This is a genomic window from Streptomyces sp. IMTB 2501 (assembly GCF_001953885.1).
Classification (GTDB): Bacteria; Actinomycetota; Actinomycetes; order Streptomycetales; family Streptomycetaceae; genus Streptomyces.
Window position 1 is genome coordinate 23479 of record NZ_MQUS01000035.1, and the last position, 16926, is coordinate 40404.

Here is a 16926-nt window from a genome sequence, read left to right on the forward strand (position 1 = left end):
GCTGGTTACTGGTGCTTGTAGTGCTTGATCGAGGAGTCCTTGGCCGCCTCGTCGGCGAATCCCTGGATCTTCTTGATGGCCTCGGCCGGGGTGAGCCGGCCGGCCATCATCTCGCCGAGACCGGCCACCCCGATCTTCTCCTTCTGCAGCTGCACGTACCAGTCCTGCAGCCGCGGATTCACCACGTTGGATCCGGCCAGCTTCAGCGCCGCCACACCGGACTTCAGACCCGGGGTGAGGGTGATGCCGGTGGTGCCGCCGTTGTAGGCGGTCAGCGACTTCACCTTGGCGGTGAAGTTCTTGGAGGACGCCTCGGAGAGCATGATGCGCAGCTGCTCCATGCCGCCCTCTGCGTTCGCGGCCTTGGCCGGGACGATGAAGGGCTCACCGCCGGAGGCCCAGATGGTGCCGAAGGGCAGCTTGTCGCCGCTGTCGATGCCGGACGGCGCCGACACCGCAAGGTTGAAGTCCTTGGGGATGACGTTGGCCGACTCGTTCTCCACCCAGGAGCCGTTCGGGATGAACAGCGCCTCGCCCTTGGCCCAGGCGGTCTGCGACTGGATGTGGTCGAGGCCCGGGGTGCCCTTGAGGATGTAGCCCTTCTTGAACAGCTCGTAGTACGCCTCGAAGCAGGCCTTGACCGCCGGGTGATTCCAGGCGTTCGGCTCCAGGTTGTCGATGGCGTCGAGCACCTCGCGCCCGCCGACCTTGCCGATCATCGGGTAGAGCGAGAAGGGGAGGTAGTACGGGTACTTGCCCGCGTACGTCCAGCCCGCCATGCCCTTCTTCTTGGCCTTCTCGCACACCTGGAGCATCTCGTCCCAGGTCTTCGGGTACTCCACGCCGAGCGAGTCCAGGGCCTTCTGCGAGTACCAGACGCCGTACACCGTGTAGGCGTAGTACAGGATCCAGACCGGCTTGCCGTCGAACTGGCCCATCTCCACGATGCCGGGGCGCAGGGTGTCGCGGACCTTCTTGCTCGGGTCGTCGTACGACGGCGCGTCCAGCAGCGGGGTGAGGTCGGACAGCTGGTTCTTGCCGACCAGGACACCCATGTCCATCTGTTCGGCGCCGGAGTTGTCGATGAGGTCCGGCGGGTTGCCCTGGTTGAAGCGGGGCTGGAGGGTGGACTGGATCTTCTGGGTGGCGGAGAACTTCACCTGGACCTTGGGAAAGTCCTTCTCGTAGATCTTCACCGCGTCCTGGGCGTACTCCTGGCCGAAGCCGCCGTCGAAGAGGACGAATTCCATCTTGGCCGTGTCATTGACCCCGAGCGGGTTCTTGGCGGTCTTCTTCCCCGCCTTGTCCTTGGTCTGGCCGCCCCCGCCGCTGCTCGCGCAGGCGGACAGCAGGCCCATTCCCGGGGCCGCGACCAGGCCGAGCGCGGCCGACCGCTTGATCAGATCACGACGGCCGACGCCTTCGGCACCGTGGTTCGAGGTGGATCCCATGCTCAAGTCCTCGCCTTCTCCAGGACTAGGGGGTGATCTTCTGGATCATGCCGGTGACGCGGGGACCGGCACGCGCACCTGCCGCGTTGTCGTCGGTTGCCGACGCTCAGCGCCGACGCCCTCCTCCGCCCTGCAGCTGCACGCACCACCCCCCGCTCCTGTCGGCCACAATGCGCCGTTACTTCCCACCGACCTGGCCCGGAGGACATCCCCTAAGCGGTGAACCGGATCCTCCCCGGCACCGCGGTCGGGTAGTGCTGGGTCGTGCAGGGGTCGTGCTGGAAGTGCCGACAGGTATAGTCCACTTTCGGTCGGCTGAGCAAGATCGAATGCAGGGTTCGCCATGGGTCTTTTCCGAGTTGAGACCTCCAGGAAATATGGGCCCCCTGTGGGTCGCCTGGCACAAACATTCGCGGCATAAGTCCCTGAATGCCACACCCAACACCCTTGACATCACGGGCCACTTGACGACCTACTGGTGCCTGCGTCTCGTAGTTGACAACGTTGTCCGGAGAGGGCGCAGGAGGGGAATCCGTAGATGCAGCGGAGAACTCGGCACAGATGGGGTCCGGCGGTCGTCCTCACGGCCGCCTTTGTCATGGCCGCCGGCGCACAGGGCGCGGCGGTCGCCCTGCCCGCCAAGGCTCCGGCCGCCGACCGGGAGTTCGCATCTTCGTTCGAGGCGGGCGATCCGGCCCCCGACTGGCTGAACACCGTCGACACCGGGCCGGACGGCGAGAAGCGCGCCTCGGGGGTCGACGGCGGCTACAGCACCGGCATTCCTGGCAATGTGACCGACCATGTCACGGATGTCCGGGCGAGCGGCGAGAACACGGGCGCCGACGAGGTGAAGGAGAACCTGGTCGACGGCGAGCCCGGTACCAAATGGCTGACCTTCGCCCCCACCGGCTGGGTGGAGTTCGACCTCGACCAGCCCATCAAGCTGCGGACGTACGCGCTCACCTCGGCCAACGACTACGCCGAGCGCGACCCGAGGGACTGGACGCTGCTCGGCTCCACCGACGGCAAGGACTGGAAGACGGTCGACACCCGCTCGGGCGAAAGCTTCGACCAGCGCTTCCAGACCAAGTCCTACGACCTGGCCGAGCCGGCCGAGTACCAGCACTTCCGGCTGGAGATCACGAAGAACAACGGCGCCGCCGGCATCCTGCAGCTCGCCGATGTGCAGTTCTCCACCGGCGGCGGGGGCGGCCCGGTGCCGCAGGACATGCTGACGCTGGTCGACAAGGGCCCGACCGCCTCACCGACGGCCAAGGCACGGGCCGGCTTCACCGGAACGAGGGCCCTGCGCTACGCCGGACGGCACACGGCGGGCGGCCGGGCGTACTCGTACAACAAGGTCTTCGACGTGAACGTGAAGGTCGGCGCCGACACCCAGCTGTCGTACCGCGTCTTCCCGTCGATGGCCGACGGCGACCGGGACTACGACGCCACGAACGTCTCCCTCGACCTGGCCTTCACCGACGGCACCTATCTGAGCGATCTGGGCGCGCTGGACCAGCACGGATTCCCGTTGTCGCCGCGCGGCCAGGGCGCCTCGAAGTCGCTGTACGTCAACCAGTGGAACAACGTGGTCTCGCGGATCGGCTCGGTGGCGGCCGGCAAGACGGTCGCCCGGATCCTGGTCGCGTACGACTCCCCCGGCGGGCCGGCGAAGTTCCGGGGCTGGATCGACGACGTGGCGCTCAAGCCGGTACCCGCCGAGAAGCCGCAGGCGCATCTGTCGGACTACGCGCTGACCACGCGCGGCACCAACTCCAGCGGCAGCTTCTCGCGCGGCAACAACTTCCCGGCGACGGCCCTTCCGCACGGTTTCAACTTCTGGACGCCGGTGACCAACGCGTCCTCGCTGAGCTGGCTGTACGAGTACGCGCGGGCGAACAACGACGACAACCTGCCGACGATCCAGGCGTTCAGCGCGAGCCATGAGCCGAGCCCGTGGATGGGTGACCGGCAGACCTTCCAGGTGATGCCGTCGGCCGCGTCGGGCACCCCGGACACCGGCCCCGAGGCACGGCAGCTGCCGTTCCGGCACGAGAACGAGACCGCGCGGCCGTACTACTACGGGGTCCGGTTCGAGAACGGACTCAAGGCCGAGATGACCCCGACCGACCATGCGGCGATGCTCCGCTTCACCTACCCCGGCGACGACGCGAGCGTGCTCTTCGACAACATCACCGAGCAGGCGGGGCTGACCCTCGACAAGGAGAACGGGACCGTCACCGGCTTCTCGGACGTGAAGTCGGGCCTGTCGACCGGCGCGACCCGGCTGTTCGTGTACGGCGAGTTCGACAAGCCGGTGACCGACAGCGGATCCAGCGGGGTCAAGGGCTATCTGCGGTTCGACGCGGGCTCGGACCACACGGTCACACTGCGCCTGGCGACCTCGCTGATCAGCGTCGACCAGGCGAAGGACAACCTGCGCCAGGAAATCCCGGACGGCACCTCCTTCGACACGGTGAAGTCCCAGGCGCAGCACGCCTGGGACAAGCTGCTCGGCAAGGTCGAGGTGGAGGGCGCGACCCCGGACCAGCTGACCACGCTGTACTCCAGCATGTACCGGCTGTACCTGTACCCGAACTCGGGCTTCGAGAAGGTCGGGGACACCTACCAGTACGCCTCCCCGTTCTCCCCGATGCAGAGCCAGGACACGCCGACGCACACCGGCGCGAAGATCGTCGACGGCAAGGTGTACGTCAACAACGGCTTCTGGGACACCTACCGGACCACGTGGCCGGCGTACTCGTTCCTGACGCCCTCTCAGGCGGGCGAGATGATCGACGGGTTCGTGCAGCAGTACAAGGACGGCGGCTGGACCTCCCGCTGGTCCTCACCCGGTTACGCCGACCTGATGACCGGCACCTCCTCGGACGTGGCGTTCGCCGACGCCTACGTCAAGGGCGTGAGGTTCGACGCGAAGGCGGCGTACCAGGCGGCGCTGAAGAACGCGACCGTCGTCCCGCCGATGTCGGGCGTGGGCCGCAAGGGCATGACCACCTCACCGTTCCTCGGCTACACCAGCACCGCCACCACCGAGGGCCTGTCCTGGGCGATGGAGGGCTACGTCAACGACTACGGCATCGCTCAGATGGGTGCGGCTCTGTACAAGAAGACGGGCGAGAAGCACTACAAGGACGAGTCCGAGTACTTCCTCAACCGCGCCCGGGACTATGTGAACCTGTTCGACTCCAAGGCGGGCTTCTTCCAGGGCCGCGACGGGAACGGAAACTGGCGGCTCGACTCCTCGAAGTACGACCCGCGCGTGTGGGGATACGACTACACCGAGACCAACGGCTGGGGCGACGCCTTCACCGTTCCCCAGGACAGCCGGGGCCTGGCCAATCTCTACGGCGGCCGGCAGGGGCTCGCGGACAAGCTGGACGCGTTCTTCTCCACCCCGGAGACGGCCTCCCCGGAGTTCGTCGGCTCCTACGGCGGTGTCATCCACGAGATGACCGAGGCGCGTGACGTCCGCATGGGCATGCTCGGCCAGTCCAACCAGCCCGCGCACCACATCCCGTACATGTACGACGCGGCCGGCGAGCCCTGGAAGACACAGGCGACGGTCCGCGAGATCCTCTCCCGGCTCTACGCCGGCAGCGAGATCGGGCAGGGTTACCACGGCGACGAGGACAACGGCGAGCAGTCGGGCTGGTACCTCTTCTCCGCGCTCGGCTTCTACCCGCTGGTCATGGGCAGCGGCGACTACTCCATCGGCTCCCCGCTGTTCAAGAAGGTCACCGTGCACCTGGAGAACGGGCGTGACCTGGTCGTCAAGGCGCCGCTGAACAGCGCGAAGAACGTCTACATCCAGGGTGTGACGTTCAACGGCCGCCCCTGGAACTCCACTTCGCTCCCCCACTCGCTGCTGGCCAGGGGCGGCGTGCTGGAGTTCGCCATGGGCGCCCAGCCCTCCAGATGGGGCACGGGCAAGGGCGCGGCCCCGGTCTCCATCACCCAGGACGACAAGGTGCCGGCGCCCCGTTCGGACGTCCTGAAGGGCGACGGGCCGCTGTTCGACAACACGTCGGCGACGGACGCGACGGTCACCTCGGTCGACCTGCCCGTCGACCACGCCGTCGAGCCCGCCCAGTACACGCTGACCTCCTCGGCCGACCACACCAAGGCACCGACCGGCTGGACCCTCCAGGGCTCCACGGACGGCACCACCTGGCAGAACCTGGACCACCGCTCCGGCGAATCCTTCCCCTGGGACCACCAGACCCGGGCGTTCACCATCGCCTCGCCGGGCACGTACTCCAAGTACCGGCTGGTCCTGGACGGCGAGTCGACGCTGGCGGAGGTGGAACTGCTGGCCTGACGGACACAACGCCCGACGGACACGGGAGAGCGGCCGTCCCTCGCGCGAGGGACGGCCGCTCTCCCGTGCCGCGGTTCAGCCGGTGGCCAGGGTGAACACGTGCAGGTCCCCGTTCCTCGGGAGCCTGACGCTCGCGATGGTCCTGCCGTCCGGGGCCGTGAACGGCTTGGTGGCGAAGACATAGGCGGGCACCGGGTCCTCGCCGGCGCCCGCGACATTGCGGTACGGCGTCCTGGCGACGACCTCGTTGCCGTACTGGACGGTGCCGGCTCCGCCGCCGACGGTCCAGTCGGTGAAGGAGAGGTCGACGGTACCGGTCGTGCCGTCGGTGTAGGTGACGGTCGCCGCCGCCTGCTGGTTGCCGTTGACCGCACTGCCGAGGAAGGACAACTTTCTTGTGGGCGCGGGCAGTTCGATGGTCTGGCCGGCTCCGGAGGCGTTGTCCGGGCGGCCGTCGGGTGAGTTCGGCCAGGTGAAGACGAGGCCGTCGATCGTGGACCGCCCGCCCGGGGTCAGGCCGGCCGCGGTGAGGGCCTGGCGGGAGTAGCTCCTGCCGCCGCCGTCGTAGTCGGCCTCGTCGTGGACACCCGTGTCGTCGGAGACACCGGTCGTGTCGCAGGCGGCGAGGAGGGTGCCGGGGGCGGCCACCGTGAGCGCGATCGGCTGCTCGTACGACGTGTCGCCCGAGGTCACCGCCACCTTGACGTCGGAGAAGCCCTGCTCGGCGTCCTTGGCTGCGGTGAGGGTGATCTCCTGGGCGCCGCCGCCGACCGTGCCCTCGGCGGGCGTGGCCGTGACGCCGGGCGGGGTGTCCACCCGGAAGCGCACATCGGGGCCGGTGCCGCCGTTCAGGGACAGCGCGCGTAATCCGATCCTGGTGCTGTCACCGGGTGCGAGCGTGGCGGCGGTGGGGCCGACACCGATCTGGTAGGGCTGCTCGCCCTCGCGGAACGACGGCGGCGGGCTGTCCGCGCCCCAGTCCCGCTCCGGGGCGGCGGACAGGGTGTAGTCGAGCCGGCCGCCGTCACGGACGAAGGACGCCGGCAGCCAAGGGCGGTCGCTGGTACGGCCGTTGACGCTCAGGGACTCGATGTACGGGGCGTCGGGCGCCGCGCCGGTCGCGCGGATGGAGATGTCGTTGCCCTGTGGCCGGCTGATCTCCACACGCTCGAACAGGGGGGAGGCAAGGACCAGTTCGGCACGGGACGGCACCTGCGGGTACATGCCGAGGGCCGAGAAGACGTACCAGGAGGACATCGCGCCGAGGTCGTCGTTGCCCGGGATGCCGCCGGGCGCGGTCGACCACAGCTGCCGCATCGCGGCCCGCACGGTCTCCTGGGTCTTGTACGGGGCGCCCGCGTAGTCGTAGAGGTAGGGGACGTTGATCGACGGCTCGTTGTCCAGCTCGGACTTGGTGCCGCCCTGGCCGGTGAGGGCCCAGCCGCCGTCGGCCGTGTGGAAGAAGTCGTCCAGCCGGGCGAGTGCCTTGTCGCGGCCGCCCAGCGCGGCGAACAGGCCCGCCGGGTCGTGCGGGACCATCCAGGTGTACTGGGCCGCCGTACCCTCGACGAAGCCGTTGCCCGTGTCCGGGGTGAAGCCGGTGACCCAGCTGCCGTCGGCCTTGCGGCCGGCGATGTAGCCGCCGCTCCGGTCGGCCGCGATGTCGAAGCTGTTCTGCCACCACTGGGCCCGGCGGGCGAACGTGGCCGCCGTGTCCCTCTCCCCTGCCGCCGCCGCGAGTTGGGACAGGGAGAAGTCGGCGGTGGACATCTCCAGGGTCTCGGCGGCGCCGCCCCAGGCATTGGAGACGCTCGGCATGTAGTGCAGCCTGAGGTACTTGTCGAGCGAGGGCCGCTGGCCGGCGGACAGCACCGGCTTGCCCGCCGGGGAGAGGTCCTGCTCGGTGGGGACGGTTGCCGCCTTCACCAGCGAGTCCAGCGCGCCGCGCAGGTCGAAGTCGGTGCCGCCGAAGGCACGGATGCCGGCCAGCGCGGTCGGCGAGGGGTCGCCGTTCATGACATGGGTGCCGCTCGCGCCGTGCAACCAGCGGTCCCAGGTCCCGCCGTTCTGCCGGGCCAGCTCGTACAGCGACTGGGCGATGTCGGAGCCGGTGCGCGGATCGAGCAGGGTGAGCAGTTGCAGCTGGTCACGGTAGACGTCCCAGCCGGAGAAGGTGCCGTACTGGGCATGCTGGCGACGGTCGGCCCTGTGCACCCCTGCGTCGGCGCCCCGGTACCTGCCGTCGGCGTCGCTGATGACGTTCGGGTGCAGCAGCGCGTGGTAGAGCGCGGTGTAGAAGGTGGTGCGGTCGGCGTCCGTGCCGCCGCCGACACGGACGGCGCCGAGCCGCTCGCGCCAGGCCCGGCGGGCCGCGCCCTCGACCGCCTCGAAGGAGCGGCCGGGCGGGTTCTCGGCGGCGAGGTTGGCCTCGGCGGCCTGCTTGCTGACGTAGGAGATGCCCACCCTGACGTTGACCGGACCGGTGCCGGGCGCGAACGCGACGTAGCCGCCGGCGCCCTTGCCCGCGACGGGCCGCCCGCCGTGCGCGAAGCCTCCGGTGCCGCCGGTCGCCGCCAGTGACCCGGGGCTGAGCTTGTCGTCCTGCCAGGTGCCGGCGGTCTTGAAGGGCCGGTCGAAGCGGGCGGTGAAGTACAGGGTGTAGTAGGCGCGCCGGCCTTCCGGGTCGAGGTAGCCGCAGAAGTCGCCGGAGGTGACCGAGCCGGAGACGGTGCGGGTGTCCGGGTCGATCGTGACGGCCGAATCCGCCGATCCCACCTCGGAGCCGGAGGTGCGCACCAGCAGCGAGGCGGGCTTGCCGGGCGGGAAGGTGAAGCGGGCCGAGCCGGTGCGCGCGGTGGCGGTGAGGTCGGCGGTGACCCCGGAGGCCAGTCCCACCCGGTAGTGGCCGGGCTCGGCGGTCTCGTCGCGGTGGCTGAAACCGGAGGCGTAGACGGCGTCCTTCGTGTCGCTCGCCGGGGACGAGGTGACCTCGCCGGTGTACGGGAAGAAGGGGACGTCGCCGCTGCCGCCGGCGCAGCCGGTGCCGGACATGTGGGTGAGGCTGAAGCCCCGGATGCGGGTGGCGTCGTACTGGTAGCCGCCGGGCGCGGCGGTCCTGGTGGCGTCCCCCCGGGTGTTCTCGGGGCTCCAGGACAGCATGCCGAAGGGCACGACGGCGCCCGGGAAGACATCGCCGCCGTTGCTGGTGCCGATCAGCGGATCGACGTACCGGGTGGGGTCCTTGACGAGGCCGGGGGGTGCGGCGGTCTTTGCGAGGGCGGGGGTGCCGCCGCCGAGCGTGAGCGCGGCGGCCAGCAGCAGGGACAAGGGTCTGAAACGCATGGCGCGGCCCTTCCTCCTGACGGACCGGTCGCGCACCACAGGTCGCACAAGCCGCAGGACGGTAACGTGCGTCACCGGTACCACGGAAGACCGCGTACGCCCCGCCAGACACACGGCCGGGATCATTCGGTCGGGCTACCCAAGTGGCCTGACATCGTTGTCGATTGCAGCGGTAGAGGCATGCGCAGACCAAGACAACGTTGTCCCGGACTGTGTCCTTCGTCACCAGAGCGCCCGAGCGGACCGGGCGGAGCAGACTGGGAAAGAGGCCCTGCGGGCTCGCAACCTGAGGGGCGAGAGTTTCCTCGTGTGATGCGCGAGGCGGTGAATATGTGTCCGCTTACCGGACCAGCCATAGGCAGCGAGACCAACCAGTGCTACAAATGCCGCATGTCGGATGCATTCGCCCGATTCAGGCGTAGCTTCTGGCGCTTCAAGGCCGGCACGAGCCCGCGCAGCGTCTGGGGGCAGGTCTTCCTTCTGCAGGCGGCCCTCGTGGTACTGCTCGTGGTCTGCGGCGTCATCGCTCTCGTCCTGCAGTCGCAGCGTGACACCAGCAGCGAGGCCCGGCGCCGGTCCATCGCCGTCGCGCAGACCTTCGCGCACTCTCCCGGCGTACTGCAGGCGCTGAGCACCCCCGACCCGTCCAAGGTGCTCCAGCCCCTCACCGAGGCGGCACGCAGGTCCGCGGGTGTCGACTTCATCGTGGTCATGAACACCAAGGGCATCCGCTACACCCATCCCATGCCGAGCAAGATCGGACACCGGTTCGTGGGCGAGATCGGACCGTCCCTGGCCGGGAAGGTCTACACCGAGACGGTCCACGGCCCGCTCGGCCACGAGGAACAGGCGACCGTTCCCATCTACGACACCCACGGCAAGGTCACGGCCCTCGTCTCCGCCGGGCTCAAGGTCATCAACGTGACCAGCGAGGTGGACCGTCAGCTGCCGATCATCCTGGCCGCCGGGGCCGGAGCGCTGGTGGTGTCGACCGGCGGTACGGCGCTGGTGGGCCGGCGACTGCGACGGCAGACGCACAGCCTGGCACCGGACGAGATGACCCGTATGTACGAGCACCACGACACGGTGCTGCACTCGGTGCGTGAGGGCGTGCTCATCGTCGGGGAGGACGGGCGGCTGCTGCTGGTGAACGACGAGGCCAGACGCCTGCTGGAGCTGCCCCCCGATACCGAGGGGCGCACCGTGCGGGAGCTGGGGGGCCTCGATCCCGCGACGGTGGAGCTGCTCGCCTCCGGGCGCGACGCCTCCGACGAGGTGCACTTCGCCGGGGGCCGGCTGCTGGCGGTCAACCAGCGGCCCACGGACCGGGCGAGCGGCCTGTACGCGACCGTGGTGACACTCCGGGACTGCACCGAACTGCAGGCCGTCACCGGCCGGGCGGAGGTGACCCGGGAGCGGCTGGAGCTGCTGTACGACGCGGGCCTGGGCATCGGCAGCAGCCTCGACGTGATGCGGACGGCCGACGAGCTGGCGCGGGTGGCCGTACCCCGCTTCGCCGACTTCGTCACCGTGGACCTGGCCGACGCCGTGCTGCACGGCGAGGAACCGGCTCCCACGGCGACGGACATGCGTCGCGTCGCGGTGAGCGGCATCCGGGACGATCACCCGCTCTACGAGAAGGGCCGGCTGATCGACTTCCTGCCCTCCACCCCGCAGGCCCGCGGCTACAGCGCCGGCCGCACCGAGCTGGTGACCGATCTGGCGACCGCGGGCGGCTGGCGCGAGCAGGATCCGCAGCGCGCCCGGCAGATACTGGACTACGGCATCCACTCGCTCATCTCCGCCCCCATCCAGGCCCGCGGCGTCGTGCTGGGCATGGCCAACTTCTGGCGTTCCAAACGGGAGCCCTTCGACGAGGAGGAACTGTCGCTGGCGGAGGAGCTGGTGGCGCGCGCCGCGGTCAGCATCGACAACGCGCGCCGGTACACCCGCGAGCACGCGCTGGCCGTGACCCTCCAGCGCAGTCTGCTGCCGCGGGCACTGCCCGCGCAGAGCGCCCTCGACGTGGCCTACCGCTATCTCCCCGCCCAGTCGGGTGTGAGCGGCGACTGGTTCGACGTGATCCCGCTGCCGGGGAGCCGGGTGGCACTGGCCGTCGGCGATGTCGTCGGGCACGGTCTGCACGCCGCCGCGACGATGGGCCGGCTGCGGACCGCGGTGCACAACTTCTCCACCCTCGACCTGCCGCCCGACGAGCTGCTCAGCCATCTGGACGACCTGGTCGGCCGCATCGACCAGGACGAGGCCTGCGCGGAGACGAACGGCGAGATCGTGGGTGCGACCTGCGTGTACGCGATCTATGACCCGGTGACGCGGCGTTGTGTGATGGCGCGGGCCGGGCATCTGACGCCCGCGCTGGTCGCGCCGGACGGCAGTGTCGTCTTCCCCGATCTGCCGGCCGGGCCGCCGCTGGGCCTCGGCGGTATGCCGTTCCAGGCGGCCGAGTTCGAGCTGGCGGAGGGCAGCCAGCTCGCGTTGTACACCGACGGCCTGGTCGAGGACCGCTCGCGCGATCTGGACGTGGGGATGGAGCTGCTGCGCCGGTCGCTGGCGGGGCACCCCGACCGGCCGCCGGAGGAGAGCTGCCAGGCGGTGCTGGAGGAGCTGCTGCCCGAGCGCCCCAGGGACGACGTCGCCCTGCTCATCGCGCGCACCCGGGCGCTGCCGGCCGAGCGGGTCGCCGACTGGGACGTGCCGCGCGACCCGGCCGCCGTGTCGGGGATGCGCGCCGCCGTGTCCGACAAGCTGGCGCAATGGGGCCTGTCCGAGCTGGGCTTCGGCATGGAACTCGTGCTGAGCGAGCTGATCACCAATGCCATCCGCTACGGCTCCGACCCGATCCATGTGCGGCTGATCCATGACCGCACACTGATCTGCGAGGTCGCCGACGGCAGCAGCACCTCGCCGCATCTGCGGTACGCGGCGACGACCGACGAGGGTGGACGGGGCCTGTTCCTGGTCTCGCAACTGGCCGAGCGCTGGGGCACCCGGTACACCCCGCAGGGCAAGGTGATCTGGGCCGAGCTGACGGTGCCGGACCTGGACGCGCTGCTCGCGGAGTGAGGCGGACCGACGCGTACCGCGGGTCAGGCGGAGCTGCCGAGCGGGCGGGAGGCCTGGCGTCCGGTGGCGGGTGGGCGGGCCGGCGCCGGCCGTCCGGACGGCGGGAACGAAGGGTCGGACGCGGGGAACTCCGCCGTGAACTCCGTCCGGCCGGGGACGCTGTCCACATGGACGGTACCGCCGTGGGCGTGGGTGATCGCCGCCGCCACGGCCAGCCCCAGGCCCGAGCCGCCCTCGCTGAGGCCCGTGCGGGTGCGGGAGGCGTCGGCGCGGGTGAAGGGATCGAAGACCGCGGGGAGGAGGTCGCGTGGAATGCCGGGACCGTCGTCGCGGACCCGGAGGGTGTGGTGGCCGGCGGAGGTCTCGACGGCGACGCTGACCGTCGTACCGGGCGGGGTGTGCACACGGGCGTTGGCCAGCAGGGCGGCCACCGCCTGCCGCAGGCGTGGGCCGTCGCCCGTGACCAGGAGGGGGAACTCCAGGGGGAGTTCGACCCGCCACACATGATCCGCACCGGCCGTGCGGGCGTCCCGTACCGCCTCCGCGACCACCACCGCGAGGTCCACCTCGGCCGACTGCGGGGACCGGCCCTCGGTGAGGCGGGCGAGCAGCAGCAGGTTCTCGACCAGGCCGGTCATCCGGGCCGACTCCGCGCCGATCCGGCGCCAGGCGGGATCGGCGGTGCCCGGCCCGAGGCCGCGGTTCATCAGCTCGGCGTAGCCGGCGATGGAGGCGAGCGGGGTGCGCAGTTCGTGGCCGGCGTCGGCGATGAAGCGGCGCATCCGTTCCTCGCTGCGCCGGCGTTCGGCGGACGAGGCCTCGACCAGGCCGGTCATCCGGGCCGACTCCGCGCCGATCCGGCGCCAGGCGGGATCGGCGGTGCCCGGCCCGAGGCCGCGGTTCATCAGCTCGGCGTAGCCGGCGATGGAGGCGAGCGGGGTGCGCAGCTCGTGGCCGGCGTCGGCGATGAAGCGGCGCATCCGTTCCTCGCTGCGCCGGCGTTCGGCGGACGAGGCCTCGACCTGGTCGATCATCCGGTTGAGGGCGGCACCGACCTGGCCGGGGTCGGCGTCGGGTGCGGGGACGCGGGCGAGGACGGCGGGCCGGTCCGGTTCGAGCGGCGCCCGGGCGATCCGGGCGGCGGTGGCGGCGACCCGGCGGAACGGGCGCAGGTGCCGCCGTACGGCGAGAGCGCAGCCGCCGCCCGCGAGAGCGAGTGCGACGCCGCCGGCCGCGGCCTCGATCCGGACGAGTCCGCCGAGGGTGTGCCGTAGGTCGTCCGGGGGCAGGCCGGCCAGGACGCGGATGCCGCTCGCGTCGAGGGCGGTGACACGGTAGGTGCCGAGGCCGGGGACGGTACGGGTGTGGGCCGCGCCTCGTCGGGGACTCCGGTGAGGGCGGAGCGCTGGGCCGCGGTGAGCGCGCGGGGCCGGTCGTCGGGGCGGACGACCGCGGCGGTCAGGACCTCGCCGCCGGTGTCGAACCGGGCGGCGAGGAGTCCGCAGGGATGGCCGCCGGTACCGAGGAAGGTGAGGTCGGCGGGGCGTTCGGGGCGGCGCGCGGCACCGGTCACCCCGTACTCGGCGGCGTCACTCACCCGGCCGTCCAACTCGGCTGTCAGATAGGCGTGTTGGGCGAGGACGGTGGTGAGCCCGAGCCCGCCGCACACGCAGACGAGGATCGCGGTGAGCAGGAGCGGCAGGCTGGTGCGGAGGGGGCGGGGTGGACGGCGGGTGCGGGACAGGAGGCGGCGAGTCATCTCGGGGCTCCTCTCCTCGCTCTTGCCGACATGCAGCAATGCTGTACCGGTCCGCTGGGGGAAGGCTGTGTTCCACCTGAGCCGGGGCGATGACCTCGTCGGGTACGGCACAGGGCCGCACCCCCGGCACCGGGGATGCGGCCCTCGACTGCTGTGCCGTACCGCCTTACTTGCGGATCAGGTTCCGCAGCACGTACTGCATGATGCCGCCGTTGCGGTAGTAGTCGGCCTCACCGGGGGTGTCGATGCGGACGACCGCGTCGAACTCGACGCCCGTGTCGGTGGTGACCTTGACCGTGCGCGGCGTGGTGCCGTCGTTCAGCTCGGTCACACCGGCGAAGGAGAAGGTCTCCTCACCGGTCAGGCCGAGGGACTCGGCCGAGGCACCCTCCGGGAACTGCAGCGGCAGGACGCCCATACCGATGAGGTTCGAGCGGTGGATGCGCTCGTACGACTCGGCGATGACGGCCTTCACGCCGAGGAGCGCGGTGCCCTTGGCGGCCCAGTCGCGGGACGAGCCGGAGCCGTACTCCTTGCCGGCCAGGACGACCAGCGGGGTGCCGGCGGCCTGGTAGTTCTGCGAGGCGTCGTAGATGAAGGCGACCGGGCCGCCCTCCTGCGTGAAGTCGCGGGTGTAGCCGCCCTCGGTGCCCGGCGCGATCTGGTTGCGCAGGCGGATGTTGGCGAACGTACCGCGGATCATGACCTCGTGGTTGCCTCGGCGGGAGCCGTAGGAGTTGAAGTCACGACGCTCCACACCGTGCTCGGTGAGGTACTTGCCGGCCGGGGTGTCGGCCTTGATGGCGCCGGCCGGGGAGATGTGGTCGGTGGTGACCGAGTCGCCCAGCTTGGCGAGGACTCGGGCGCCGGCGATGTCGGTGACCGGGGCCGGCTCCATGCCCATGCCCTCGAAGTACGGGGGCTTGCGGACGTAGGTGGACTCGGCGTCCCACTCGAAGGTGTTGCCGGTCGGGACCGGGAGCGACTGCCACTGGGCGTCGCCGGCGAAGACGTCGGCGTAGGACTTCTCGAACATGTCCTCGCCGATGGCGTTGGCGACGACGTCGTTGACCTCGGCCTCGGTCGGCCAGATGTCCTTCAGGTAGACCGGGTTGCCGTCCTGGTCGGTGCCCAGGGCGTCACGGGTGATGTCCACCTTCATGGAGCCCGCGATGGCGTACGCGACGACCAGCGGCGGGGACGCCAGGTAGTTCATCTTGACGTCGGGGTTGATCCGGCCCTCGAAGTTGCGGTTGCCGGACAGGACCGAGGTGACCGCGAGGTCGTGGTCGTTGACGGCCTTGGAGACCTCCTCCGGCAGCGGGCCGGAGTTGCCGATGCAGGTGGTGCAGCCGTAGCCGACGAGGTTGAAGCCCAGCTTGTCCAGGTACGGGGTGAGGCCGGACTTCTCGAAGTAGTCGGTGACGACCTTCGAACCCGGGGCGAGGGTGGACTTGACCCACGGCTTGCGGGTCAGGCCCTTCTCGACCGCCTTCTTGGCGACCAGGGCGGCGCCGATCATGACGTACGGGTTGGACGTGTTGGTGCAGGAGGTGATGGCCGCGACGGTCACCGCACCGTGGTCCAGCTCGTAGGTCGTGCCGTCGGGGGCGGTGACCGGAACCGGGTTGGACGGGAAGCCGTTGGGGTGGACGGCCGGGGCGTCGGAGGCCGGGAAGGACTCCTTGCCCGCCTCGTCGGCCTCCTCCACGTAGTTGCGGACGTCCAGCTTGAACTGCGCGGCGGCGTTCGCGAGGACGATGCGGTCCTGCGGGCGCTTCGGGCCGGCGATGGACGGGACGACCGTGGAGAGGTCCAGCTCGAGCTTCTCGGAGAAGTCGGGCTCGGCCTTCGGGTCCAGCCAGAGGCCCTGCTGCTTGGCGTAGGCCTCGACGAGCGCGACCTGCTGGTCCGAACGGCCGGTCAGGCGCAGGTAGTTCAGGGTCTCGTCGTCGATCGGGAAGATCGCGGCGGTGGAGCCGAACTCCGGCGACATGTTGCCGATGGTGGCGCGGTTGGCGAGGCTCGTGGCCGCCACACCCTCGCCGTAGAACTCGACGAACTTGCCGACGACGCCGTGCTTGCGCAGCATCTCGGTGATGGTCAGCACGAGGTCCGTGGCCGTCGTACCCGGCTGCAGCTCACCGGTGAGCTTGAAGCCGACGACGCGCGGGATGAGCATGGAGACCGGCTGGCCGAGCATGGCGGCCTCGGCCTCGATGCCGCCGACGCCCCAGCCGAGGACGCCGAGGCCGTTGACCATGGTGGTGTGCGAGTCGGTGCCGACCAGGGTGTCCGGGTAGGCCTTGCCGTCGCGGACCATGACGACACGGGCGAGGTGCTCGATGTTCACCTGGTGGACGATGCCGGTGCCCGGCGGGACGACCTTGAACTCGTCGAAGGCGGTCTGGCCCCAGCGCAGGAACTGGTAGCGCTCCTTGTTGCGGCCGTACTCCAGCTCGACGTTCTGCTTGAAGGCGTCGTTCGTGCCGAACTTGTCGGCGATGACGGAGTGGTCGATGACCAGTTCGGCCGGCGCCAGCGGGTTGATCTTGGCGGGGTCGCCGCCGAGCTCCTTCACGGCCTCACGCATCGTGGCGAGGTCCACGACACAGGGCACGCCGGTGAAGTCCTGCATGATCACGCGGGCCGGCGTGAACTGGATCTCCTGGCTGGGCTGGGCCTGGGAGTCCCAGTCGCCGAGGGCGCGGATGTGGTCGGCGGTGATGTTCGCGCCGTCCTCCGTGCGGAGCAGATTCTCCAGCAGGACCTTGAGGCTGTACGGCAGGCGGGCCGAGCCCTCCACCTTGTCCAGCCGGAAGATCTCGTACGACTCGTCGCCCACCTGCAGCGTGCTGCGGGCGTCGAAGCTGTTCGCCGACACGACAGTCTCCTTCATTGATGTGCGCGTACCACCGTCAATCCTGCCGCCACGCCGGTCTGGCCAA

At 70.2% G+C, this 16926-nt stretch carries 6 protein-coding genes and 2 pseudogenes; 2 read left to right on the forward strand and 6 right to left on the reverse strand.

The features are described from left to right. Positions 1–5 precede the first annotated feature (5 nt). Positions 6–1451 (reverse strand): N-acetylglucosamine/diacetylchitobiose ABC transporter substrate-binding protein, encoded by a 1446-nt coding sequence (ngcE, locus tag AV521_RS39035; RefSeq protein ID WP_076095725.1) that lies wholly within the window; start codon positions 1449–1451, stop codon positions 6–8. Between the two features lie 538 nt (positions 1452–1989). Between ngcE and AV521_RS39040 the strand changes: the two genes are divergently transcribed. Next, positions 1990–5793 (forward strand): GH92 family glycosyl hydrolase, encoded by a 3804-nt coding sequence (locus AV521_RS39040; protein ID WP_179023723.1) that lies wholly within the window; start codon positions 1990–1992, stop codon positions 5791–5793. Between the two features lie 75 nt (positions 5794–5868). Here the strand turns inward: AV521_RS39040 and AV521_RS39045 are convergent, their stop codons facing one another. Next, positions 5869–9135 (reverse strand): GH92 family glycosyl hydrolase, encoded by a 3267-nt coding sequence (locus tag AV521_RS39045; protein WP_076095729.1) that lies wholly within the window; start codon positions 9133–9135, stop codon positions 5869–5871. Between the two features lie 390 nt (positions 9136–9525). Here AV521_RS39045 and AV521_RS39050 point away from each other — a divergent pair, with 390 nt between their 5' ends. Further along, the gene (locus tag AV521_RS39050) at positions 9526–12219 is read left to right on the forward strand and encodes a SpoIIE family protein phosphatase (protein ID WP_079249623.1); all 2694 of its coding nucleotides are present in this window, start codon (positions 9526–9528) and stop codon (positions 12217–12219) included. A gap of 23 nt (positions 12220–12242) precedes the next feature. Here the strand turns inward: AV521_RS39050 and AV521_RS39055 are convergent. From AV521_RS39055 to acnA, 4 genes and pseudogenes are all read right to left on the reverse strand, one after another. Then, a pseudogene (locus AV521_RS39055) lies at positions 12243–13022 on the reverse strand (sensor histidine kinase); the annotation flags it as partial. Between the two features lie 27 nt (positions 13023–13049). Then, a pseudogene (locus tag AV521_RS53020) lies at positions 13050–13253 on the reverse strand (histidine kinase dimerization/phospho-acceptor domain-containing protein); the annotation flags it as partial. Then, positions 13250–13978 (reverse strand): hypothetical protein, encoded by a 729-nt coding sequence (locus tag AV521_RS49735; protein WP_076095732.1) that lies wholly within the window; start codon positions 13976–13978, stop codon positions 13250–13252. The pseudogene AV521_RS53020 and the gene AV521_RS49735, both read right to left, overlap by 4 nt. Positions 13979–14144: 166 nt before the next feature. Further along, entirely contained in the window at positions 14145–16862 is a 2718-nt protein-coding gene (acnA, locus tag AV521_RS39065; RefSeq protein WP_076095807.1) for an aconitate hydratase AcnA, read from the reverse strand. Positions 16863–16926: the final 64 nt, after the last annotated feature.